This window comes from Chryseobacterium sp. PvR013, assembly GCF_017833095.1.
Classification (GTDB): Bacteria; Bacteroidota; Bacteroidia; order Flavobacteriales; family Weeksellaceae; genus Chryseobacterium; species Chryseobacterium culicis_A.
This window is the reverse complement of sequence record NZ_JAFIBT010000001.1, coordinates 688146-710819: the sequence shown is the minus strand read 5'-3', so window position 1 is coordinate 710819 and position 22674 is coordinate 688146. Positions and strand designations below refer to the sequence as shown.

Sequence of the window (22674 nt, the reverse complement as noted above, 5' to 3'; positions counted from 1 at the left end):
ATAAGATCATACAATCTGATTAAAAAGTAACCATTCATATCTATTGGTGTGATTGAAAAAAATATTCAATAATCCCTTCCGGCCTCTGGTATAACAAAATTTATCTGACTATATTGCAGCTGTCTATTGATAGGTGTTCCCCTTCTATAACAGATATATACATTTATTATAAAAGCCTATGAAAGAATTACAGAAACTTACTAAAGATCAATTATATAATAGAATTAAAGAGAAATCAGAAAACTTATACAACATCACCCATGAAGCTCTGGAAAATAATTTTTTCAATGAAAGCGCTTTAGATGAAGAAAGTCTTGCCGAATTTCTCGAAATGCTGGATGATGAAACCGCTGAAAAGTTAAAGGACGCTTCCCTTCACATCAATAATGAAGATGATGCTCCTGAAATTATTCTTATAGAGAATGAGAACAACCCATCTCTTGAACTGGTTACCCGTGAAGATGAAGGTTATAAAATCATTCTTATAGAAGGTAACCTTCACTTATCCAAAAAATTGTTTGTTGAAGATTACATTGTCCTTATTGTTACAGGGAATATACAGGCAGAAAATATTATTGTGAACGGTTCACTGTACTGTTCCGGAAATGTTACCTCCAAAGTAGTATTCGGAGCATCGGGCAATGATAATGAAACCTATATTGGAGGAAGTATTATGACCTCACTCATTGCAGAAAACGGGCATTATACAGTGGCTGAAGGAAATATATATTCCAGATACTTAATCAGTTTTCATAATGAGATAATCGGAAAGACCGGAAAATTTATCGAAAATATAAGTCTTGAGAAACCCAGCGAAATTGGATTATTAAAAGACGAAATCCTTGATGAAGACGGATATTTTGATGAAGATTCTTTTTTAAATTTTATTGACGGAAATTCTCCGGATGCTTTGTTTAATAAACCGACTCATTTGTTTTAGCAGAAACTCTTTGTCATTGAGAGGGTCATAAAGCAGAATCCTAAAGACTTTTTCTTCACTGTTTATAATCAGGAGAAAAAATTTTTTTCTAAAAAAACTTTAGAATAACTTTGCAAAAAATTTCTGTTGAAAGACCTGCTTCTTATTACTCCGCCTTTTACCCAACTTAATACTCCTTATCCTGCAACGGCTTATATTAAAGGATTTTTAAATACCAAAAATATTTCCAGCTATCAGGTAGATTTGGGGATCGATGTTATTTTGGATTTATTTTCAAAAGAAGGAATTCAGAAGGTTTTTAATAAAGAAATTGATCTTCAGAACACCTCTGAAAATTCTCAGAGAATCTATGCCCTAAGGGAAGAATATTTAAAGACTATTGATCAGGTCATCCCTTTTTTACAAGGAAAAACACCTACACTGGCAAGGCAGATCTGCAGCATGAACTTCCTTCCCGAAGCTTCCCGCTTCAACCAACTGGATGATATGGAGTTTGCTTTTGGAAATATGGGTCTTCAGGATAAAGCCAAACATCTGGCGACTTTGTATTTAGAAGATATTTCCGATTATATTGTAGAAAATATTGATGCTGATTTTGGTTTCAGCAGATATGCAGAACGCCTTGGAAAAAGTGCCAATTCTTTTGATGAATTATATTCAAAATTATCTGGTGAACCTACATTTATCGATGCATTTACCTTAAAAATTCTTCAGGAAAAAATAGAAACGGTTCAGCCAAAGCTGGTGTGTTTTTCAATACCATTTCCTGGTAATCTGTATGCCGGTTTCAAATGTGCCCAATGGATCAAAAAACATTATCCCCATATTAAAACGGCTATGGGAGGCGGATTTCCCAATACGGAATTAAGAGAAGTTAAAGATCAGAGAGTATTTGAGTTTTTTGACTTTATTACCTTAGACGATGGTGAACTTCCATTGGAACTTCTTTATCAAAATTTAGAAATTTCCGCTGAGAAAGGAGAATTTAAAAGAACTTTTCTTATCGAAAATAATGAAGTTGTTTATAAGAATAATTCCAAAAGGCACGATTTCAAACAATCTGAAATAGGAACGCCTGATTATACAAATTTAAAACTGGATCAATATATTTCTGTTATCGAAATCGCCAATCCCATGCATAGTTTATGGAGTGATGGCAGATGGAATAAACTGACAATGGCGCATGGATGCTATTGGGGAAAATGTACATTCTGTGATATTTCTTTAGACTATATCAAGATCTACGAACCTATTTCTGCTAAAATTCTGGTAGACAGAATTGAAGAATTGATCCGTACAACAGGGGAAACAGGATTCCATTTTGTGGATGAAGCAGCACCACCAGCTTTAATGAGAGAAGTAGCGCTGGAAATTCTCAGAAGAAATCTTGTTGTTACCTGGTGGACTAATATTCGTTTTGAAAAAAGTTTCACCCGTGATTTATGTTATCTTCTGAAGCTTTCGGGGTGCGTTGCTGTTTCCGGAGGACTTGAAGTGGCCAGTGACCGATTGCTGAAATTAATTGACAAAGGAGTTTCTGTGGAACAGGTTGCCAACGTAACAAGAAATTTTACAGAAGCCGGTGTTATGGTTCACGCTTATCTGATGTATGGCTACCCTACCCAAACGGTTCAGGAAACTATTGATTCTCTGGAAATGGTTCGGCAGATGTTTGAGATGGGAATTCTTCAAAGTGGTTTCTGGCATCAGTTTGCCATGACAGCCCATTCACCTGTTGGAATAAACCCGGAAGATTTTGGAGTGGTTCCGGTGAAGCAGGAAATTTTGTTTGCCAATAACGACATCGACTTTAAAGATAAAACAGGAATTGATCATAACAAATTTAGTTTCGGATTAAAAAAATCTCTGTTCAATTATATGCATGGAGTAAATTTTGAACTCCCTCTTCAGGAATGGTTTGATTTTAAAATTCCAAGAACATCTATCCATCCGGATTACATTCATGACTGTCTTTTGGAAGATGGGCAGTTTAGTCTGAAAGGAAATTCAAAAGTGGTCTTTTTAACCAAAAATGTAATCGCTGAGAATCGCGTAAAAAATAAAAAGAAATACTCTGGTACATATACGTTACTTACATTCCACTTAAAAACCAATATTGTGAAGGTTGAGCTGGAACAGGAAAAGGCAGAATGGCTCATGAATGTGCTGGAAGAAAACGCTATTGAAAATTCAAAAAAACCTACTATTCAACAACTTAAGAATCAATTTGAGGAAAGTTTTGAAGATTTTGAGTTATTCTGGTTTTCAAAACCGATGCAGCAATTGAAGGAAAATGGAGTCATTTTAAGTTTATAAAAATTTTCATTTTTTTCTCAGGGATTTTTAAAATTGGTGAATTTTCCATGAATTCTTATTTTTCTGAATAAATAAGACGTGTTTTGATTACCCTATAATCTCTCACAGAGTTCACGGATTACACAGATCTTTGTTTTGATTTAAGAAAATAAAATCTTCTATTTTTCATACTGAAAGAATCAAATCCATATTTCTAACTACTATATATAAACCGACAAAATATTCCCCTCCTCCGGAGGGGTGGCGAAAATTCAAAGAATTTTTGACGGGGTGGTTTGTAAAGACTAAAGTGATATCTATAAGTTTTGGCTAAAACCCGTTTCTATTGATAATAAGCTATTCCTTTTTATCAGATAAACTAATTAGGCGTTTCTTTTGTTACAATACCTACAGATACTTTTTCCTGTATCTTAATAAAGTTTGGATCCATAATCGCCATACGTTCTGCCAATGCTTTATAGGTTGGAAATTTTAGAATAGAAGCTCTTCCTGACATTTCCTTGTAGAGGGTAAAAGATTTTCCTCCAGCTGTTTTCAGCTGTTTTGTAGTCGTGATATATCTTCCGATAAGCTTGCTTTTGGCATCATAGATCTCAATATCTATTGGAGTTTTATCCATGATCGTCTCTTCTGAACCGAAACTTACAGGTAAATTGGTAAAATATCCTACCGGAACACCATTACTAAGGATCTCTCCCACTTTATTAACCTCAATATTCATCTTATCGATCTTCTTTCGGATAGTATAAGCATCTTTCGTTTTAGAATCCAGCTTTCTCTTGGGTACATTCGAAAAAAGCTCATCAAGGTTTTTGACATTGATTCCTTTATTATCAATGATCTTAAGATCCTTCACTGACGTAAATACCGCAGATCTCTCTTCCCCGGAAAATGCAGAAGGTGATGAATAATCAATTTCGATGGTTTTGTCCCTGTTATATACCCTGTTGACACTGATATAGCTGTCGCGAACAGAATCAACGATACTTTTATCAATGAATTTTATAGTATACATCGGAGTTTCCTTCAGATCCATAAAAGTATATTCACTGGATTTGTTGGAAAGCTTAGCTACCGGAATACCGTCAAGATTAATAATTCCTCTCTTGGTTTTGATATTCTGGGCATGGAGGAAAACACCCAGAACTGTAAATAATATGATTATGCCTTTCTTCATACAATCAGACTTTTACAAATAAAAAAAAAGTGTAACACAAAGTTACACTTTCTTGAAAATATATTTAGCTTTTCATTTAATTATTCACAAAGGATAATGCCTTTATTATGATTAAATTCTACAACACCGCTTTTGATAGCATAAGCAAAAACAGAGTCTTTTCCAGCTTCTTTAGTGAAATTTTTAGCAAAAGCCTCATCAATAGAATTAGCAAAAAGCTTTACATCACCTCCGATTAAAGAAGAAACAATTCCTGCGTGGTTTTTCATGATGTGAAATTCACCATTTTTTCCAGGCAATAATACTGAGTCTACTTCTCCTTCAAAAACTACGTATTCTGGTGTTAAAATTTTTATATTCATTTTAATTTAGATTTGAAGATTTCAGATTTCAGATTTCAGACAACCTTAAAGTCTCATGTCTGGTATCTTTTATCTTTATGTCTAATTATTAAGCGTTTTCAGCTAACATTTTTTGTCCTGCTTCGATAGCTTCCTCGATGGTTCCTTTCAAGTTGAAAGCTGCTTCTGGTAAGTGATCTAATTCACCATCCATAATCATGTTGAATCCTTTGATAGTATCTTTGATGTCTACCAATGATCCTGGGATACCTGTAAACTGTTCTGCTACGTGGAAAGGCTGAGATAAGAATCTCTGAACTTTTCTTGCACGGTAAACCACTGATTTATCTTCCTCAGAAAGTTCTTCCATACCAAGGATTGCGATGATATCCTGAAGTGCTTTATATCTTTGAAGGATTTCTTTTACTCTTTGAGCACAGTTGTAGTGATCGTGACCGATAACTTCCGGAGCAAGGATTCTTGAAGTAGAAGCTAATGGATCTACCGCTGGATAGATACCTAATGAAGCAATCTTTCTGTCAAGTACCGTAGTTGCATCCAAGTGAGCAAACGTAGTTGCAGGAGCCGGGTCAGTTAAGTCATCTGCAGGTACGTATACCGCTTGTACTGAAGTAATTGAACCATTTTTAGTTGAAGTAATTCTTTCCTGCATCGCACCCATTTCAGAAGCAAGAGTTGGTTGGTAACCTACCGCTGATGGCATACGACCAAGAAGTGCAGATACCTCAGAACCAGCCTGTGTAAAACGGAAGATGTTGTCTACGAAGAAAAGTACATCTCTACCTTGTCCGCTTTCTCCACCATCTCTGTAGTACTCAGCTAATGTAAGACCAGAAAGTGCTACTCTAGCTCTTGCACCTGGCGGCTCGTTCATCTGTCCGAAAACGAATGCAGCTTTTGAATCTTTCATAGCTTCTAAGTCTACTTTAGAAAGATCCCAACCTCCGTTTTCCATAGAGTGCATGAAATCATCACCATACTTGATAATACCTGATTCCAACATCTCTCTCAAAAGGTCATTTCCTTCTCTCGTTCTTTCACCTACTCCGGCGAATACAGAAAGACCTCCGTGTCCTTTTGCAATATTGTTAATCAACTCCTGGATCAATACTGTTTTACCTACTCCAGCACCACCGAACAATCCAATTTTACCTCCTTTTGCATAAGGCTCAACTAGATCGATTACTTTAATACCTGTAAATAAAACTTCTGCAGAAGTTGAAAGTTGATCAAATTTTGGAGCTGGTCTGTGAATTGGAAGACCACCATCCTTAGAAATATTTTGAAGTCCGTCGATAGCATCACCAACAACGTTGAATAGTCTTCCGTTTACAGCCTCTCCGATTGGCATCATAATAGGATTTCCATATCCAATTACGTCTTGACCTCTCTTAAGACCATCAGTAGCGTCCATTGCAATACATCTTACTGTATCTTCGCCAATATGTTGTTCTACCTCTAAAACTACTTTTTCACCGTTTTCTTTTGTAATTTCTAACGCGTCATAGATTGCTGGAACAGCTTCCACATCTGTGAAGACAACGTCGATTACCGGACCAATAATTTGAGAAATTTTACCTTTAATTTGGTTTGCCATTGCTAAATTTTTTCTTGGTGCAAATATAGTGATTCTTCATAAACCCGCAATTGGTAAAAAAAAGATTTTTATCATGCTTTTTAAGAGATGAATGAGTTTACGCTATACGATGTAAAATTCAATATTTATCATTATATTTAACAGCAAATTTGTAATTCAGCCGTTTGTCATTATTATAGTATAATATAATGTAGGATATTTTTCAAAATTTTTCATTTTCAAATTTTCAGATTCCCTCGGTTACATTAAAAATAAAGGTTTTATATTTGCAATCAAAATTTTTCCGTTTTGAAAGTTTTCAAGAATTTTACAGATTACTCCTCACAGAAGCCTCTAGCATTGTCTTTAGGTATGTTTGACGGGGTGCATCTAGGGCACAAGAGTATTATCGATGAACTGACTAAAATAGGTACAGAAAACAATCTGGAAACTGCTATCCTTACTTTTTGGCCGCATCCAAGATTTGTTTTTAATCCAAATGAAGATTTAAAGCTTCTGAATACGCTGGAAGAAAAAAAACAGCTGGTTGAGAAATATGGCATTGATAATTTGTTCCTGAAAGAATTTGATGAAGAATTCAGAAATCTTACCGGAGAAGAATTTGTACGTCAGATTTTAATTGATAAACTCAATGTAAAATACCTTATTATAGGATATGACCATTCTTTTGGAAAAAACAAAAGTGGAAATTTTGAGCTTCTTCAAAAACTGTCGAAAGAACTTGGTTTTGAGGTAGAACAAATGGAGGCAATCAATATTCATGAAAATAATATCAGTTCTACGAAAGTGCGTAATGCGCTTTTAACAGGAAATATTAAAGAGGCCAACGAAATGCTGGGGTACACCTACTCTGTTTCCGGAACTGTGGTTCACGGGAAGAAAATCGGAAGAACCATCGGATATCCAACCGCTAATATTGAAACAGAATCCATCAAGCTTTTACCTAAGAAAGGAGCTTATATTGTAGAAGTATTCGTAAAAGGCAACCAATATAAAGGAATGCTGAGTGTAGGAACCAATCCAACCGTAAACGGAGAAAAACTCACTGTGGAAGTTTATATCCTTGATTTTGATGATGATATCTATGATGAAAAGATTACAGTAAGCTTCAGAGATTTTCTTCATGATGAAATCAAATTCGAAGGTCTTGACAAGTTGATTGAAAGGCTGGATGAGGATAAAAGAATAACAGAGAAATTTAATTTTTAAGATATAAAAAAGGCTATTCAGTGATGAATAGCCTTTTTGCTTATTTTAATACTTTTAAGTAGATTTTCTGAGTCTCATTATTCAGTTTTACATTCGGGAACTGTTTGTCGTAATCAATAAAGATATCTCCTTTTTCATCTGCTTTTCCGTTTCCGTCAGAGTCCCAGCTTATAGTTACATAATATTTTGCAGGACCGGCAGGTTTTGGATTGATCTTGCTTTCAGCATCTTTTGGTACCGGAAGATCAATGGTAAATGGCACTGATTTCTGCTCAAATTCTTTTTCCGTAATTAAGCTGGCAGGTGCGTCAGCCAGTTTTTCATCCATTCCGTATAAACTTACTTTAAGTTTTGGATTTTTAATGGTAAAATTCTCTGTACCGGAAAATTCCAGTTTAATATTTTCGGAAGAAGTTTCAGAAGCTGAGACAGCCGAAGTTGGGTTGTCAGTAGTGCTTTTACTTTGTGGCTTGGTGCAGCTTGACAAGATTAATGTTCCTGCTGCGGCGAATAATAAAAGGTGATTTCTCATTTGTTCTTTATTTTATTACTATTAAATGTATATTTCACTGATAACAGATAACAAATTTCGTACCTCAATCTTTTTTATTTTTTATAAAGAATTCACTTCATTCTGAGCTTTCTTGGTCAGGGATTTAAAAACCAGATCATACGAGTGGTCAATCAGTTTAAAGATCAAATCTCTTTTTAATCCATCAACAGTTACAGAATTCCAGTGGGTCTTATTCATGTGATAAGCGCCTGTAATCTGAGGATATTGCTCACGAAGCTCTGCGCTCCACTCCGGATCTGTTTTTACATTAACACCTAACGGCTGTCTTTCAAGCCCCATCAGTAAAAACATTTTGGTGTCTACTTTCATCACAAGAGTTTCATTATCAAACGGAAAACTTTCCGTAACTCCTTTTTTGGCAAGACAGTAATCTAAAATTTCGTTGGCATCCATATTCAATATGAGTAATGAGTGGTAAATAATTAGTAATGATTAAATGATATAATTCTTTAATCTTTAATTCAAATTTAGTAAATTTAAGAAAGAAATAATCTCACAAAATCACAATTATTATGAAAGCTCTGGTAATAGGTGCTACAGGCGCTACAGGAAAAGATCTGGTGAATCAACTATTGAATGACAAAGAGTTTGATGAAGTGGATATTTTTGTCAGAAAACCTATCGATATTCAGAATGATAAGCTTAAAGTTCATGTTGTGAATTTTGAAAAACCCGAAGAATGGAAAGATATGGTGAAGGGAGATGTTGCATTTTCGTGTCTGGGAACTACTTTAAAGGATGCCGGAAGTAAGGAAGCTCAGAAGAAAGTAGATTTTGACTATCAGTATGAATTTGCGAAAGCAGCGAAAGAGAATGAAGTAGAAGATTATATTCTGGTATCAGCTTATGGAGCCAATCCACAATCCAAAATTTTCTATTCCAAGATGAAAGGTGAGCTGGAAGAAGCTGTAAAACAACTGCATTTCAATAAGATTACTATTTTTAAGCCAGGAATGCTTGAACGAAAAGACTCTGAAAGAACCGGAGAAGTATTGGGAAGCCGCATTATTAAATTTGCGAATAAATTGGGATTACTGGAAAGTCAGAAGCCTCTGCCGACTGATATTCTGGCAAAGGCCATGATTAATTCTTCGAAAATAAAAAGTAATGGTTATTCCAGTATCAAACTGGGAAATATTTTCTGTTTTGCGGAAAAGAGTAATGAATAATTCGGGATGCAGTATTCGAGGTAATATGTTTCGTGTTAAAAGGGGAAACTTCATTATTAATTCCCTTAAAACCCAAGCCCTAATTCCTGCTACCTATCACCTACAATCTATTACCTATTTTGTTGTTTTACTGCCCATTTTCTGCCCTAATTTTTCATATTCAATATCATTAGGCTCCCAAAGCTCTATTTTATTCCCTTCAATATCCATGATATGGACAAACTTTCCGTATTCATAAGTCTCGATCTTATCCACCACGGTTATATTTTCTTTTTTTAACTGTTCAACCAGTTTTTCAAGATTTTCCACCCGATAATTGATCATAAAATCTTTCTCAGAAGGTTGGAAATATTTTGTTTTTTCACTGAATGGGCTCCATTGGCTGAATCCTTTTTTAGAATTATCAGCACCCTGAAACCATTCGAATACTGCTCCGTATTCATTAGTATTTAGCCCAAGATGGCTTTCATACCATTCTCTCATTTTCTTAGGATCTTTACATTTAAAAAAGATGCCTCCAATACCCGTAACTTTTTTCGTATCTTCGAACTTATTTTCTGTAACAGCTTTAAAAGCAAATCCCAACATAAAAGAAGCTAAAACACAAAGGATAAAAATTATTTTTTTCATAAGTTGAATTCATTGGATATAAAAATAAAAAAAGTGGATGTAAAATACACCCACTTGTAAAAATATGCTTTTTTATCTTTATTTCAGATACTTTGTAATCGCCACATCAGTAGGCTTTGTAGTACTTACAAAAGAATCAATCAGTTTTCCGTTTTCATCCACCAGAAATTTAGTGAAGTTCCAAAGGATACTTGTATTCTTTACACCGTTTAATTCCTGTTCTGTTAAATATTTAAAGATAGGCGCAGTATCATCTCCTTTTACAGAAACTTTAGCAGCCATTGGGAATGTTACTCCATAGTTTTTCTGGCAGAAAGTTCCGATTTCGGTGTTGGTTCCAGGCTCCTGCCCTCCGAAGTTATTAGCAGGGAATCCTACCACTACCAGTTTATCTTTATATTCTTCATACACCTTTTCAAGATCTGCATACTGTGGTGTAAATCCACATTCTGAAGCGGTATTGACGATCAGGATTTTCTTTCCTTTAAAATCTGCAAAATTGATCTCTTTACCGTCAAGACTTTCTACTTTGAAGTCGTAAATTGTTTTTCCCATAAGTTCGTTGGTTTTGGCTTTTGAAATTTCACTTTTTTGATTGGTGCAGCTTTGCAGACATACCATGAAAGAAAGCAGCATTAAAAAAATATTTTTCATTTTTTATTATTTTGTACCGCGAACTGCAGTTGTATTAAAACTTGAAAATATTAGCCGGAAATACTTTGTTGATGTCTATTCTGTTTAATAACATCACATAATCTCCGTCTTTTTTAGTACTGGAAGATTCTATTCTGAAAGGCATTGTAAGGCTTCCTACTTTTTTAAAATCAGAATAGACAAGCGTTTCGTCTTTTTTCACTTCTTTTATCAGCATATAAGTCTTTGTATCAAAGTAATACATATTCTTATTAACATTCTTGGTAAGTTCCACTTTATGGCAGTAGATCTCTCCTACTTTTTCTTTTCCAAGGTATTTGGCATCAAATCCTTTATTTTCCCAGTCTATGAAGTCATTATCAAAACTTTCCGGCACATATTCAGGATATTCCTGAAGTTTGTTAGCAGCATAGTTCATGGCATATCCTTTGGAACCGTCAAAACCTTCAATAGCAGTTTCTTTTCCTCCGGTAGTAATCAATGTTTTAGTAAGATTTGGACGCTGTTGAAAAATTCTTATCGGATATTCATCTTTGATTCCCAATACTACTTTTCCCTGAAGCAATACTGAATTCAATAGTTTCCAATTGGTTAACCCTCCGGATAATTCAATGTTTTTATCTATAATTTCCTTTGCGGTCTGTCCGAATATCACATGTGAAAATATCAGTCCAAATACTAATAGTAACTTCTTCATTAATTTTATTTATAAATTCAAATATAGGGGGATTTATGTAAAATTGCAAAAAAGGCTGATGGGCAAATTTGCTCAGCTTCCTCCGATGGTTTAAATTAACTTTCGGGCTTTTTCCAGATCTTCAGGGGTATCAATCCCTACCCCTACGAAATTGGTTTCTATCATTTTGATTTTCATTCCATATTCAAGATAGCGGATACATTCAATCTTTTCGGATATTTCCAAGGGTTTCATAGCCAGTTTTGAAAACTGCAGCAATGCTTCTTTTCTGAAAGCATATACTCCAATATGTTTAAAATAACTTACATCATAAGAAACCTCTCTGTGAAAAGGAATTACGGAGCGGCTGAAATACAAAGCGAAACCATTATTATCTGTAATAACTTTTACATTATTAGGGTTTTCAATTTCTTCTTTTTCATGCAGCTGTATTTTTAAAGAAGCTAAAGATATTTCCTGCTGAACATCATGTTTAAAAACTTCAATCAGCTGATGTAAAGGTTCCAGTTTAAGGAAAGGTTCATCTCCCTGAACATTGATCACGATATCACAGTCAATATGCTGTACTGCTTCAGCAATACGGTCACTTCCTGTTTCGTGCTGCCCTGTCATTACGGCTTTTCCTCCGTTTTTTACAATTTCATCAAAAATAATTTCGGAGTCTGTGGCCACAAATACCTCATCAAACAGCCCGGTTTCCACTACATTCTGATAGGTTGTGGTGATAACGGTTTTTTCTCCTAAAATCTGCATTAATTTACCCGGAAAACGGCTTGCTTCGTAACGGGCAGGGATAACAGCGATTATTTTCATTCAATACAATATTAAGTAATTCTTTTTAAATCAGCAGGTTTCATTCCGGCATGTACAAAAAGCCTGAATAATCCTTTTATCTTGAGATCAAATGTAGTGAAAAGTATCTTATTTAGTATACAAAACAGAGAGTTCAGCAGTTTAAAAAGAGAGTTTTACCCCTACCATATTGTATTCCCATTGCCGGGATGCGATAAAATTGAGATTATACTTGGTCTTACCTATAGTTCCTTCTGACGAAGTATATCTGCTTTTTGAGATTGTTTTACCAATAAAATATCCCATTAATAAGGCTAACGGATAGTCTGATGCCCAGTGAACCTTACTTTGCATCATTTGAAAGCATAATGCTCCGGCTAATGTATATCCTACCGGTTTGATCCATTTGGCATCCGGATAATTATCTGCTATCACAGTGATACCAGCCATAAAGGTTGTCAGGTGACCGGATGGCATTGCATCGTAATTCGAGGTATTTTTGCTGAATGCTGAAAAGCTTGGAAACGGATTCCATGCTCCTCCTTTATGTCCGTATTCTTCGGCAATAAATGGGCTTTCTCTTCCGGTGATTCTTTTAAGGGTCTGGGTGAACACTCCGGAAAGAATTAAACTTTCCATCAAACCGCTGGCGGTAGCCTGTGCTCTGTAATCATTTTTAATCAATCCATAGGTTCCGAAACCAATGCCTAACAATACTAATGTGGAACCGTTTCCGATCAGGTAGAGGGTAGATCCCACATCTTTTGGAATTTTAAATACTCCACCCACCTTGTTGTAGTTATTATCTTTATCCATTCCCCATTTTTCTGCCAGCTCCCTTGAATTATCAATCAGTTTCTGGTCAAACGGCAGGAGAATCACGGTAGCTGCTACTGCTCCTCCCAGATAATAAGCATGATCTTTGGCAACAAAATCTTTATTGGTATCGATAAAGTTTCTGGGTAATTTGGTTACAAAATCTAATAATTTAGGTTTGGGATAGGTTCTGACAGATCCGTCTTTTAGGGTGTAAGTTTGTACTTTTGGCAATCCGAGTTCCTCTGGGAGTCCTTTTACCTTCAATGTATCAATCTCTTGTGAGCATACCAATATTGAAACTGGTAAGAGTAGAAATCTCAGTTTTTTCATCGTGTAATTTTCGACTTTATTATATTTAGGTGTGTAAAAGCCCCAAAGGTAATTCCTAGTTGAGTGTAGACAAAGTTATTATTTAACTTTTAATATTTATTTAATTTTTTATCGTTGTATTTTTATCAGTTTAAATATTTGATCAAAAAAATAATTCCGTACATCCAGGAAATATACAGAAAAGAATAAAAAAGTCCGAATCCAAGACTTTTTAATAAAGTCTCTTTACACTTTCCGGAATTTTTAAATATTAGGTAAAATCTTGTTTGATTGGTGAAATATAACTGATAAAAAATAAAGCTGTCTTTTTGGGGACAGCTTAACTTTTAATTTTCGATTGAATTATTATCTTTTTTAAAAGCTTCAATCATTTGATCTCTTCTTTCCTTTGTAAGCGTTTTACTTTGTGGATACGGATTATTTTTAAATTCTTCTCTTTTTTTAATATACTGTTCCTTTGTTACCGGAATTCCTTTCTGTAAAGGTTCAATTTCAACCGCTTTTTTTACAATTCCAACTGCTGTAAACGAATGAAATTTATTTTTATCACTAACTTCTAAAACCAAGCCTGTCAAACCTTTAAATCTATAGGGTCCCTCAGAAATTGGAATATCTTTTGTGTACCAAGCTGTGAAAACTCTATTACCGAATTTTGTGATAGCTTTATTACACTTATATCCAAGAATGGTTTTTACGTCTTTATAGTTAGTGTTCCAAGTCAAATAAGTATTTTCAAATGTAAAGAAATCGCGATTTATATTAGAAGTAAAATAAATTTTCGAATCTTCCCTATATACAGAATATCCAACTTTATATTTTGGTAATTCAGCAGCTTTAATTTCAACGTTACTTGATGTTTGGGCAGCAGCAGTTGCTTTTTTTACCGCCTCTCTCGCAGCTGCATATTGTTGGCTATAAAAAATAGAAGACTTGGAATTAAAATCTAAAAGCATGAGCTCTTTAAACCGATGATTTGGGTCTGTGTCTGTTGTGTCCCTTACAAAAGAATATTCATACTGAACTTCGAGTTCTGAAACAGACTTATTACTTTTTTCCTGGGAAAACAAACAAGTAAAAGAAAGTAGTACTATTATTAAAAAGTATTTACGCATCCTAAAGTTTAAATTATTCTATTACCACATTCCTGCCATAATAGGGTTAGTAAAAGGAGCAGAACATTCATCTTCCATTTGTTGCAAATCGGTCAAGTAACAATCTGGTGCGTCGTTTGCACCGACTTCAACAGTTTGTGTATATCCACAAGATGATGTAAGGGTAATTGGATGATAGAAAAACATTGCAGCAGAAGAAGCATTTACTTCTTTAGTTTCTGTTCTAACTTCGGTGCTCTTTGCACTTACTAATCCTGCAACACAAATTGTTGCTAATAAAATCATTTTTTTCATAATTGTTTTTTTAATGATTAGTTATTAATTAAAAAATCGACTTAAAAGTAAAAAAATAAATCAAACGACAAAGGATTTATTTTTTATGTTAAATCGCTAAACATCAATTACTTTCAACAATTATAAATAGTGATTTATTTTCGTTTACGTTAACCCTAAGGTTATAATAAAAGATTTTTTTAAAGTGTTTTCATCTGGGATTAAAACGTCATTACACTAAAAGAAACAGCCTAAGTGGATGCTTTATATGATTGTTTTAAAACTCATTTTTACAACTTTCGATTTTCGTGATCATCATTTAATAAAAAACGCTTCGACTCCGCTCAGCGTGACACCGTTAATACTATTGTTTATTTTAACGATGCCATGCCGGACAGAGTCGAAGCCTATATTTTTATTTAAAGATTACTTTAAATTATTCAAAGCACTTTCCAGTTTTGGAAGCATTACTTTGATCTCATCTACTGCTAATCCTCCTACAGAAGCACGGAACCAAGGTTCTGATTTTTCTTCTCCGAAGGCTGAGAATGGTACTAAAGCCACTCCTGCATCATTGATCAGGTAGAATACAAGGTCTGAAGAGTTTTCAATAACAGATCCGTCTGGTTTTGTTTTTCCGATATAGTCTAATTTAATGGTAAGATAAAGAGCTCCCATTGGTTCAATGCTGTCAACAGCAAGCCCTTTTGCTTTTAAATCCTGAACTCCGTTGTGAAGAACTTTTAAGCTCTCTTCAAGTTTAGCTTTAAAATCATCAACGAAAACATCTACATTCTCTGGATTTTCATAGAATTTAGCGGTTGCTTCCTGCTCCGGTTTTGGTGCCCATGCTCCAACGTGGGTAAGAAGCGCCTTCATTTTATCAAGGATATGAGCCGGACCAAATCCCCATCCAACACGTACTCCTGTTGCAGCAAGGCATTTTGAAATACCATCGATGTAGATCGTATAGTCTTTCAATTCAGGGAAAAGAGAAACCGGATCTACGTGCTCAGCACCGAAAGTAAGGTTAGAATAGATCTGATCATACATCAGGTACAATGGTTTTTCGTCTGCTCCTCTTTTTTTATTTTCAGCGATTACCAATTCACAGATTTCTGAAAGCTGCTCTTTTGTAAACATTGTTCCTGTAGGATTCAATGGTGAACAAAGTGCCAATAATACTGCTCCATCCAAATGAGGTCTTAAATCATCTGCCGTGGGAAGGAAATTGGTTTCTGGTTTTGTTTTTACTTCTACAGCGTTGGCTGAAGTAAGGTAAGCATAATGGTTATTATTCCATGATGGTGTAGGGTAAACTACTTTATCTCCTTCGTCTACGATGGTTTTGTATACGGCATAGATCAAAGGTCTTGATCCTGCTGTGATCAAAATATCCTCTGGAGAATAATCAAGATTCCATCTTTTTTTAAGGTCTTTGGAAACTTCTTTTCTTAAAGATAAAAGTCCGTTTGCAGGCGGATAGTTCGTCAGATTATTCTGATATGCTTTCTGAATCTCTTCCTTCAGCAATGCCGGAATAGGATAGATATTAGAATTCAGATCACCAATAGTAAGATTGGCAATTTCCGCTCCTTTTGCTTTTAGATCATTTACTTCGTTACCAATTTTTACAATTTCAGAACCGATCAGGTTCGCTGCTAATTTTGAAACTTTCACTTTTTCTTATTTTAAATTTATATTATCGTTCTCCATTGATCTTCTCATCTATCTGATCTACGGGCGTTTGCGTATCAAAAAGAAGGATTATTTCTTTTGCTTTTTTTGCCGTACCGGAATTTGGATATTTTTTGATAATCCTGTTGAATTCCGCTCTGTTTTCATCGTTTAGTTTTCCTGTTCCTTTGTCGTGATCTCTTTCATAAGTAGGAGTATTATCCATTCCTAAAAGATAATCAGACAGATAGTATTGATAATCCTGTTTTACCGTCTTTATAAGCTTGCTATCAGGATATTTGTTCATAAAATTTTCCCAGAATATCAGTCTGTCGCCCAATTGTTCCCAGGTAATTATCAATCCTGCATCTGCGGCATAATTGGTTTCACTTTCTTTGTCAGTTTGTAAAATATAGGCCTCGTAATCCGGAGTCACTTTATTCTTGAAAAGAGAGGAATAGTATCCGGGAACCGTCCATATTTCGGTCATCCCTTCTCCTACTTCCCTGAATTCAAGATTTGCTTTCTTAAGTTCTGAGGCTATTTTTTTAACGTTATCCGGCAGATTATACTGATCCTTATCATAGTTATAATAATTCACGTATTTATCTAAAACATCAGTATGCAGGCTCATCAGACATTCTGTATACTTTCCTCTTATTTTTAAATAATCTTCGTATACTTTGTCGTTCTGTTCCGGACTGTTTCCAGCCATTTCTTTTTCGATTTTTGTCCGGTACCATTGAAGGGATGTGATGTAATCCTCAGTTTTATAAGAGGGAGAACATGCTGTATCTATCGGTTTGTACTGATCTTCTTTGGTTCCTGTTACCGCAATCGAGTCATTTTCCGGCTTTGTATCCGAAACTGCAGTTTCCTTTTTACAGGAAACTACGGCTGCAGACAGTAAGCAAACTGCTATTATTTTTTTAATCATCAGCTGTTTCAGAGAATTAATCCAGTTTCAAATCTGTTTTAACGGCTCCAATTTTAGCTTCCAATGATTTTAATTTGTCTCTGAAATCCGCTTCTGAAGTAATGGAATCTTTCACTGAAACATAGAACTTGATTTTTGGCTCTGTTCCTGAAGGTCTCACGCATACTTTTGTTCCATCCTGTGTGTAATAGATCAATACATTAGACTTTGGAATATCATTCATTACTTTTTTCTCATTGGTAGAAATGGTAAGGCTTGTCTGCTCTTTAAAGTCCTTAACTTCTTCCACCAGTGAACCTGCCAGTTCTTTTGGAGGGTTTTCACGGAAGTTTTTCATCATATCCTGAATCTCTTCAGCGCCTTCTTTCCCTTTTCTTACAATGTTGATCAATCCTTCATAATACATTCCAAGATCTTCATAAATCTCGATCATGTACTGATACATTGTTTTTCCGTTCGCTTTACACCATGCAGCAATTTCGCAGGCTACAAGAATACTTCCACAAGAGTCTTTATCACGAACGAAGTCTCCGGTCATAAATCCGAAACTTTCTTCACCACCACATACAAATTTCTGTGTTCCTTCTGCTTCACGGATCATTTTTCCGATCCATTTGAATCCGGTAAGACCTACTTTACATTCTACTCCAAACTTCTGTGCAATATCAAAGAAGATATCTGAAGTTACGATCGTAGAACCAATAAATTCTTTTCCGGTAATTCTTCCCTGCTTTCTCCATTCATTCAGGATGTAGTAAGTAAGGATGGTATTGGTTTGGTTACCGTTCAGTAATTGCATTTCACCCTCAAGGTTTCTTACTGCAATACCTAATCTATCCCCATCCGGATCTGTTCCGATAACGATATCAGCATTGGTAATTCTTGCCAGATCCAGTGCCATTTCCAGTGCAGCCGGCTCTTCAGGGTTTGGAGAATCTACGGTAGGGAAATTTCCGCTTGGGATCATCTGTTCTCTTACGAGATCTATTTTTTTGAATCCTGCTTTTTCTAACGCTTTAGGAATCGTAGTATAGGTAGTTCCGTGGATAGAGGTGAAAACAATATTTAAATTTTCTTTTCCAACATTCTGATACGTAGAGTTTTCAATACATGCATCGATATATACATCATCCTGCTCCTCTCCGATCCACTCGATCAGATCATCATTTCCATTGAATTTAATTTCTTCGAATTTTACTGAATAAACTTCGTTGATAATTGCTTCATCATTCGGTGGAACAATCTGTGCTCCGTCATTCCAGTATACTTTATAACCGTTATATTCCGGCGGGTTGTGAGAAGCTGTCAGTACTATTCCTCCGTTACATTTTTTATCACGAACGGTGAAAGACAATTCCGGAGTGGGTCTGTGATCTTTGAAAAGCAATACTTTAATTCCGTTGGCTGTCAGAACATCTGCTACCAGTTTTCCGAATTCTTTTGAGTTATTACGAACATCATAAGCAATGGCCACTTTAATTTCTTCTCCTTTGAACTGCTGCAGCATATAATTTGCCAGTCCCTGAGTAGCCTGTCCTAATGTATATTTATTCAAGCGGTTGGTTCCTACTCCCATTATCCCACGCATTCCTCCGGTTCCGAATTCCAGTTCTCTGTAGAAAGAATCTTCAAGATCAGGGGAATTGCTGTCGATTAATGCCTGTACAGCATCTCTCGTTTCTTTATCGAAGGTGTCACTTAACCAAAGTTTCGCTTTTTCTAGTGTATTCATAATTTATGTGTAAGTTTTTTAAGCTGGAAGAAGGAAGCTGGAAGTTATATCCTGCTTAGTTTCAAAATTCCTGCTTTGTTTTATTTATTTTATTTTTTATGTTTAAAACTGAGAAGAAAATATTCAATCTGGAAAACAAGAAGTATGAAAAACTAATATTACTCCCTGCTTCCAGCCTCCCACTTCCAGCTAAAATTACTCTAATTTCTTATTTTCAACCTTAGTCGTTTTATCAATTTTGAACGCTCTGATTGGGTCATTATAATAGATAAATTTTGCCGTGTTCTGAATATGCCCTTTCAACGAATCTTTTACATTTACTTCTGCATAATTTCCGTTTTTAGAATCGATATTCAGGTTCGTAATTTTCCAGTAAGGAGCAATTAAACTTGCTGTATCTGAAATCTTTATCACAGCATCTTTAGACAATCCAAGAAAATTTGCACGGCTTCTGTTATGCATTTCCACCTCTGCTCTTCTGGTGTTTACAGATCCCATAAAGCTTGCGTTATTTTTCATATTAAGTCTGAAATTGTCAGTTTTGATTTCACTTGAAATATTAACTTCAACAGAATCAGAAATAGCCACTTTTTCCAGATTATATTTTGAATAAATTGTCACATTATAGAAATCAACTCCCTTTGTTCCTCTTTTTTCTTTGATGAAAAGTGTTTTATCTTTTACATCCACATCCAGGTTACTGGCTACATTTGGATAGGTTTCAATTTCTACAAAATTTTTCGGGCCTTTGGCATAAAATACACGGAATTTCCCTTCCAGATCAAGGTTCACGAATTCCGATACATCCACATCTTTCTTTTCAATATTTCCTTTTGGAGAAACTTTTCCACAGGAAACTACTGCCATCAGCATCAATGTGTATACAACTTTTTTCATATTTAATTTAAAATATTCTATATTACAATCGCAACGATCTTTACTGAAAATCTCTGAAAGCTTTTTTCATGTCTCTCACAGGACTTTCAATATTATTTTGAACAAAAATAGGATTAAAATTTCTAAAAAACTTTGTCTTTTGACAATAAAATACCTGATAATTTTCAATTTTTTGCTTTTCAGGAAAAGACTATTTCTTATTCTCTCTTTCTTTTACTTTCTTGTAAAACCATGTTTTAGGACTACCGGCCATTGAAAATAGAAGCAGATTATCTTTACTGACTTTGGAAATTTTCATTAGGGTTACTTTTTCATCACCATTGTACTTCATTTTCAACAGATTTTTTTCGAGCTGATAAGTCCCGCTATTTCCCATGGAACTGAAAGTTTTATTTTGATTAAATGTGAGAATTCCTGTTCCGTATCTGGAATTGTTGGTCTTGGTTTTTAATGTATCTGTATTACGGATTTCTCCCTCATAGATATCTATAAATTCCCAGGAAGCTGAAAGTTTATTGGATGAGCAGGAGACTGTAAAAAATAAAAGAAAATAAAAAAGAATAGGTTTGAGTTTAAACATATAGGTTAAAAGTTTTTATAAAATTACAAAAAGCACTCTGCTGACAGAGTGCTTTTATTTATTAAGATGAAGTTTTTATCATTAATGTGGTCTACTATCATTGAGCTTAAAAACCACTAAGTACACAAATTTTATACACTAATATCGCAAATACCAATAGTGTGATTTGTGAAACATTCATGCCATTAGTGTTTAAACTAAAACCACGAATTACACTAATTTTATCCACCAATATCACAAGCATAGATAGTTCTATTTGTAAACATTCGTGCCATTAGTGTTTAAAAATTATATCACTTCGTCAATATTATAATTCTTGTGTTCGCGGTTTGTTCTGATAATCATTTCTCCCAGGAATCCTGCTACAAACAGAAGACTTCCTAAAATCATCATGGTCAAAGCAATAAAGAACCAAGGATTATTGGTAATTAAATGTCCGTAAATTCCTCTTGCAACATCAATAAGTTTAGAAATTCCTAACCAAAGTGCAGAAAGAAAACCCACAATAAACATTAAAGTACCCACAGCTCCGAAGAAATGCATTGGTCTTCCTCCAAAACGGCTTACAAACCAAAGGGTAATCAAATCCAGAAATCCTCTGACAAATCTTTCGGTTCCGAATTTTGAAGTTCCGTAAGGTCTAGCCTGGTGCTGCACTTCTTTTTCCGTGATTCTTCTGAAACCCGCATTGGCAGCCAGTACCGGAATATAACGGTGCATATCTCCATACACATCAACCGATTTTACCACCTGTTTTTTATACGCTTTCAAACCACAGTTGAAATCGTGAAGATAAACTCCTGAAACTTTTCTAGCTGCTGCATTGAATAGTTTTGACGGAATATTTTTCGTCATTACATTATCAAAACGCTTCTTTTTCCAACCGGAAACGATATCATAATTATCATGAATCACCATATTATACAGTTCCGGAATTTCTTCAGGGAAATCCTGCAAATCGGCATCCATGGTAATCACTACCTCTCCGTTTGTTCTTTCAAAAGCAGCATGAAGCGCCTGTGATTTTCCATAATTTCTGGAAAATTTAATAGCGTGGATCTGAGGATGCTGTACTTTCATATTCTCAATAATGCTCCACGACAAATCCGTACTTCCATCGTCTACAAACCAGATTTCATAAGATAAACTGCTGGTTGTGCATACTTTATCAATTCTTGAAAAAAGCTCTTCCAGAGAGTCTTCTTCGTTCAGTAACGGAATAACTATAGATAAATTCATTTAATTTTAATAAAAATTAGGCTTGGTTTGTTTCTTCGGGCTGATGTATTGTTCTTGTTCTGAAAAACGCTCCGAAAAACACCGACAAAACTACGTAAAATATAAGAATTGCTGCAAAATATCCTGAAAAATGGCTTGCGGTAAGCATATCTTTTCCTTTAACCGCTTCAGGAGTGAAGCTTTGCAATCTTTCTTTGTACTTCTGATCCAACTCGTCAATATCTTTCTGATGCTTCATGATTTTTCTTGCAGAAGTATATTCTGTATCCAGTTCTGATTTTTGTCTCTGAACATATTGGTAGTTCAACAGGCTTTTAGCAGCCGGATCTACAAAGGTTAAAAAAGCATAAATACTGAAGATGGAAAGAATTCCTCCGATAAACATCGGAACGAATGCTCTTTTGAAAGCGTCTTTGAATTTTACTACTCTATGGTTGTTCCAATAAGATTTTACAGACCAGAAAGCAGCTCCGGCATACAAAATAGGTAAAACAAAAGCATTGGCTTTCAAAGAGATATCAAAATAATTGATTCCTGAGAAAAAAGTATATACTACAAAGAAAACGATCATTGTAGCGATAAAAAGTATAATTCCTAGTGTTGATGGACTTTTCGTCATATTTAAATTTTTAAAAAAAAGTTGAAAATTTTTCCCTCTAAATGTCAGGCATTTAGCTTTACCACTGCATTTTTTCAACTAATTTTCTTTGATAAAGTTTTGAAGTTTATAAAATATTCCTACCTTTGCAACGGCAAGTCCTAAACAACCAGCTCCTGAGAATCCTCCAGGGTGGGAACGCAGCAAAGGTAATCGGTCGTAGCGGTGTGATTTAGGTAGCTTGCCATTTTTTTTTGGTTTAAAGTAAGAAGAGAGGTAATTTGATAATTATCTTTTTTTGTTTTTAATACCTTATGCATCATTTTCATTTTTCTAATTTTCAGATTACCTCCGGGTTCGTTA

23 protein-coding genes and 1 other RNA gene are annotated in these 22674 nt (G+C 34.9%); 5 read left to right on the top strand and 19 right to left on the bottom strand.

The window, feature by feature from the left end:
* The first annotated feature begins 178 nt into the window (after nucleotides 1-178).
* Both JOE44_RS03295 and JOE44_RS03290 read left to right on the top strand, forming a co-directional pair.
* Complete coding sequence (locus JOE44_RS03295) at nucleotides 179-940, top strand: polymer-forming cytoskeletal protein (RefSeq protein WP_209784319.1); 762 nt, start codon at nucleotides 179-181, stop codon at nucleotides 938-940.
* Nucleotides 941-1066: 126 nt separating this feature from the next.
* The gene (locus tag JOE44_RS03290) at nucleotides 1067-3256 is read left to right on the top strand and encodes a radical SAM protein (protein WP_209784318.1); all 2190 of its coding nucleotides are present in this window, start codon (nucleotides 1067-1069) and stop codon (nucleotides 3254-3256) included.
* 358 nt (nucleotides 3257-3614) lie between these two features.
* Here the strand turns inward: JOE44_RS03290 and JOE44_RS03285 are convergent, their stop codons facing one another.
* From JOE44_RS03285 to atpD, 3 genes are all read right to left on the bottom strand, one after another.
* The gene (locus JOE44_RS03285; RefSeq protein WP_209784317.1) at nucleotides 3615-4433 is read right to left on the bottom strand and encodes a hypothetical protein; all 819 of its coding nucleotides are present in this window, start codon (nucleotides 4431-4433) and stop codon (nucleotides 3615-3617) included.
* 80 nt (nucleotides 4434-4513) lie between these two features.
* Nucleotides 4514-4795: a F0F1 ATP synthase subunit epsilon gene (locus JOE44_RS03280; protein ID WP_103292663.1), complete on the bottom strand. Its 282-nt coding sequence runs from the start codon at nucleotides 4793-4795 to the stop codon at nucleotides 4514-4516.
* Between the two features lie 88 nt (nucleotides 4796-4883).
* Nucleotides 4884-6392 carry a F0F1 ATP synthase subunit beta gene (gene atpD / locus JOE44_RS03275; RefSeq protein ID WP_105682200.1) on the bottom strand — a complete coding sequence of 503 codons (1509 nt, stop codon included), beginning with the start codon at nucleotides 6390-6392 and terminating at the stop codon, nucleotides 4884-4886.
* A gap of 288 nt (nucleotides 6393-6680) precedes the next feature.
* Here atpD and JOE44_RS03270 point away from each other — a divergent pair, with 288 nt between their 5' ends.
* On the top strand, nucleotides 6681-7601 hold the full coding sequence (locus JOE44_RS03270; RefSeq protein ID WP_209784316.1) for a bifunctional riboflavin kinase/FAD synthetase: 921 nt from the start codon (nucleotides 6681-6683) through the stop codon (nucleotides 7599-7601).
* Between the two features lie 40 nt (nucleotides 7602-7641).
* Here the strand turns inward: JOE44_RS03270 and JOE44_RS03265 are convergent, their stop codons facing one another.
* Complete coding sequence (locus tag JOE44_RS03265) at nucleotides 7642-8133, bottom strand: hypothetical protein (RefSeq protein ID WP_245169688.1); 492 nt, start codon at nucleotides 8131-8133, stop codon at nucleotides 7642-7644.
* Nucleotides 8134-8214: 81 nt separating this feature from the next.
* Entirely contained in the window at nucleotides 8215-8568 is a 354-nt protein-coding gene (locus JOE44_RS03260; protein ID WP_209784315.1) for an MmcQ/YjbR family DNA-binding protein, read from the bottom strand.
* A 119-nt stretch (nucleotides 8569-8687) separates the two neighbouring features.
* On the opposite strand from JOE44_RS03260, the gene JOE44_RS03255 reads away from it, so the two are divergent.
* Nucleotides 8688-9344, top strand: a complete 657-nt coding sequence (locus JOE44_RS03255; protein ID WP_209784314.1) for an NAD(P)H-binding protein — start codon at nucleotides 8688-8690, stop codon at nucleotides 9342-9344.
* Between the two features lie 114 nt (nucleotides 9345-9458).
* On the opposite strand, the gene JOE44_RS03250 is transcribed toward JOE44_RS03255, so the two are convergent.
* The 14 genes from JOE44_RS03250 to JOE44_RS03185 all read right to left on the bottom strand — a co-directional run bounded on the left by JOE44_RS03250 (nucleotide 9459) and on the right by JOE44_RS03185 (nucleotide 22332).
* The gene (locus JOE44_RS03250; protein WP_348635045.1) at nucleotides 9459-9974 is read right to left on the bottom strand and encodes a VOC family protein; all 516 of its coding nucleotides are present in this window, start codon (nucleotides 9972-9974) and stop codon (nucleotides 9459-9461) included.
* Nucleotides 9975-10052: 78 nt separating this feature from the next.
* Nucleotides 10053-10628, bottom strand: coding sequence for a glutathione peroxidase (locus JOE44_RS03245; protein ID WP_209784313.1), 576 nt, complete (start codon nucleotides 10626-10628; stop codon nucleotides 10053-10055).
* Between the two features lie 34 nt (nucleotides 10629-10662).
* The gene (locus JOE44_RS03240; RefSeq protein WP_209784312.1) at nucleotides 10663-11325 is read right to left on the bottom strand and encodes a histidine kinase; all 663 of its coding nucleotides are present in this window, start codon (nucleotides 11323-11325) and stop codon (nucleotides 10663-10665) included.
* A gap of 90 nt (nucleotides 11326-11415) precedes the next feature.
* A complete protein-coding gene (gene kdsB / locus JOE44_RS03235) occupies nucleotides 11416-12138 on the bottom strand; it encodes a 3-deoxy-manno-octulosonate cytidylyltransferase (RefSeq protein ID WP_209784311.1) in 723 nt (240 codons plus the stop codon).
* Nucleotides 12139-12279: 141 nt separating this feature from the next.
* Nucleotides 12280-13266 (bottom strand): phosphatase PAP2 family protein, encoded by a 987-nt coding sequence (locus JOE44_RS03230; protein WP_209784310.1) that lies wholly within the window; start codon nucleotides 13264-13266, stop codon nucleotides 12280-12282.
* A gap of 326 nt (nucleotides 13267-13592) precedes the next feature.
* The gene (locus JOE44_RS03225) at nucleotides 13593-14378 is read right to left on the bottom strand and encodes a GLPGLI family protein (RefSeq protein ID WP_209784309.1); all 786 of its coding nucleotides are present in this window, start codon (nucleotides 14376-14378) and stop codon (nucleotides 13593-13595) included.
* Between the two features lie 21 nt (nucleotides 14379-14399).
* The gene (locus tag JOE44_RS03220; RefSeq protein ID WP_209784308.1) at nucleotides 14400-14672 is read right to left on the bottom strand and encodes a hypothetical protein; all 273 of its coding nucleotides are present in this window, start codon (nucleotides 14670-14672) and stop codon (nucleotides 14400-14402) included.
* Between the two features lie 405 nt (nucleotides 14673-15077).
* The gene (locus JOE44_RS03215) at nucleotides 15078-16331 is read right to left on the bottom strand and encodes an aminotransferase class I/II-fold pyridoxal phosphate-dependent enzyme (RefSeq protein ID WP_209784307.1); all 1254 of its coding nucleotides are present in this window, start codon (nucleotides 16329-16331) and stop codon (nucleotides 15078-15080) included.
* Between the two features lie 22 nt (nucleotides 16332-16353).
* A complete protein-coding gene (locus tag JOE44_RS03210; protein ID WP_209784306.1) occupies nucleotides 16354-17265 on the bottom strand; it encodes a hypothetical protein in 912 nt (303 codons plus the stop codon).
* A 16-nt stretch (nucleotides 17266-17281) separates the two neighbouring features.
* Nucleotides 17282-18997, bottom strand: coding sequence for a phospho-sugar mutase (locus tag JOE44_RS03205; RefSeq protein ID WP_209784305.1), 1716 nt, complete (start codon nucleotides 18995-18997; stop codon nucleotides 17282-17284).
* A gap of 195 nt (nucleotides 18998-19192) precedes the next feature.
* Nucleotides 19193-19894 (bottom strand): DUF2807 domain-containing protein, encoded by a 702-nt coding sequence (locus JOE44_RS03200; protein WP_209784304.1) that lies wholly within the window; start codon nucleotides 19892-19894, stop codon nucleotides 19193-19195.
* Nucleotides 19895-20084: 190 nt separating this feature from the next.
* Nucleotides 20085-20474, bottom strand: coding sequence for a hypothetical protein (locus tag JOE44_RS03195; RefSeq protein WP_209784303.1), 390 nt, complete (start codon nucleotides 20472-20474; stop codon nucleotides 20085-20087).
* Nucleotides 20475-20762: 288 nt separating this feature from the next.
* The gene (locus JOE44_RS03190) at nucleotides 20763-21713 is read right to left on the bottom strand and encodes a glycosyltransferase family 2 protein (protein WP_209784302.1); all 951 of its coding nucleotides are present in this window, start codon (nucleotides 21711-21713) and stop codon (nucleotides 20763-20765) included.
* A gap of 16 nt (nucleotides 21714-21729) precedes the next feature.
* Nucleotides 21730-22332 (bottom strand): DUF4199 domain-containing protein, encoded by a 603-nt coding sequence (locus JOE44_RS03185; RefSeq protein ID WP_209784301.1) that lies wholly within the window; start codon nucleotides 22330-22332, stop codon nucleotides 21730-21732.
* A gap of 131 nt (nucleotides 22333-22463) precedes the next feature.
* Here JOE44_RS03185 and ffs point away from each other — a divergent pair.
* Nucleotides 22464-22561, top strand: an RNA gene (gene ffs, locus JOE44_RS03180) — signal recognition particle sRNA small type.
* Nucleotides 22562-22674: the final 113 nt, after the last annotated feature.

Excerpts from the sequence above, each read along its gene's own strand:
- JOE44_RS03295 (WP_209784319.1), top strand. The coding sequence starts at position 179 with ATGAAAGAATTACAGAAACTTACTAAAGATCAATTATATAATAGAATT.
- JOE44_RS03285 (WP_209784317.1), bottom strand. The coding sequence starts at position 4,433 with ATGAAGAAAGGCATAATCATATTATTTACAGTTCTGGGTGTTTTCCTC.
- JOE44_RS03280 (WP_103292663.1), bottom strand. The coding sequence starts at position 4,795 with ATGAATATAAAAATTTTAACACCAGAATACGTAGTTTTTGAAGGAGAA.
- atpD (WP_105682200.1), bottom strand. The coding sequence starts at position 6,392 with ATGGCAAACCAAATTAAAGGTAAAATTTCTCAAATTATTGGTCCGGTA.
- JOE44_RS03265 (WP_245169688.1), bottom strand. The coding sequence starts at position 8,133 with ATGAGAAATCACCTTTTATTATTCGCCGCAGCAGGAACATTAATCTTG.
- JOE44_RS03260 (WP_209784315.1), bottom strand. The coding sequence starts at position 8,568 with ATGGATGCCAACGAAATTTTAGATTACTGTCTTGCCAAAAAAGGAGTT.
- JOE44_RS03255 (WP_209784314.1), top strand. The coding sequence starts at position 8,688 with ATGAAAGCTCTGGTAATAGGTGCTACAGGCGCTACAGGAAAAGATCTG.
- JOE44_RS03250 (WP_348635045.1), bottom strand. The coding sequence starts at position 9,974 with ATGAAAAAAATAATTTTTATCCTTTGTGTTTTAGCTTCTTTTATGTTG.
- JOE44_RS03245 (WP_209784313.1), bottom strand. The coding sequence starts at position 10,628 with ATGAAAAATATTTTTTTAATGCTGCTTTCTTTCATGGTATGTCTGCAA.
- JOE44_RS03240 (WP_209784312.1), bottom strand. The coding sequence starts at position 11,325 with ATGAAGAAGTTACTATTAGTATTTGGACTGATATTTTCACATGTGATA.
- kdsB (WP_209784311.1), bottom strand. The coding sequence starts at position 12,138 with ATGAAAATAATCGCTGTTATCCCTGCCCGTTACGAAGCAAGCCGTTTT.
- JOE44_RS03230 (WP_209784310.1), bottom strand. The coding sequence starts at position 13,266 with ATGAAAAAACTGAGATTTCTACTCTTACCAGTTTCAATATTGGTATGC.
- JOE44_RS03225 (WP_209784309.1), bottom strand. The coding sequence starts at position 14,378 with ATGCGTAAATACTTTTTAATAATAGTACTACTTTCTTTTACTTGTTTG.
- JOE44_RS03220 (WP_209784308.1), bottom strand. The coding sequence starts at position 14,672 with ATGAAAAAAATGATTTTATTAGCAACAATTTGTGTTGCAGGATTAGTA.
- JOE44_RS03210 (WP_209784306.1), bottom strand. The coding sequence starts at position 17,265 with ATGATTAAAAAAATAATAGCAGTTTGCTTACTGTCTGCAGCCGTAGTT.
- JOE44_RS03205 (WP_209784305.1), bottom strand. The coding sequence starts at position 18,997 with ATGAATACACTAGAAAAAGCGAAACTTTGGTTAAGTGACACCTTCGAT.
- JOE44_RS03200 (WP_209784304.1), bottom strand. The coding sequence starts at position 19,894 with ATGAAAAAAGTTGTATACACATTGATGCTGATGGCAGTAGTTTCCTGT.
- JOE44_RS03195 (WP_209784303.1), bottom strand. The coding sequence starts at position 20,474 with ATGTTTAAACTCAAACCTATTCTTTTTTATTTTCTTTTATTTTTTACA.
- JOE44_RS03190 (WP_209784302.1), bottom strand. The coding sequence starts at position 21,713 with ATGAATTTATCTATAGTTATTCCGTTACTGAACGAAGAAGACTCTCTG.
- JOE44_RS03185 (WP_209784301.1), bottom strand. The coding sequence starts at position 22,332 with ATGACGAAAAGTCCATCAACACTAGGAATTATACTTTTTATCGCTACA.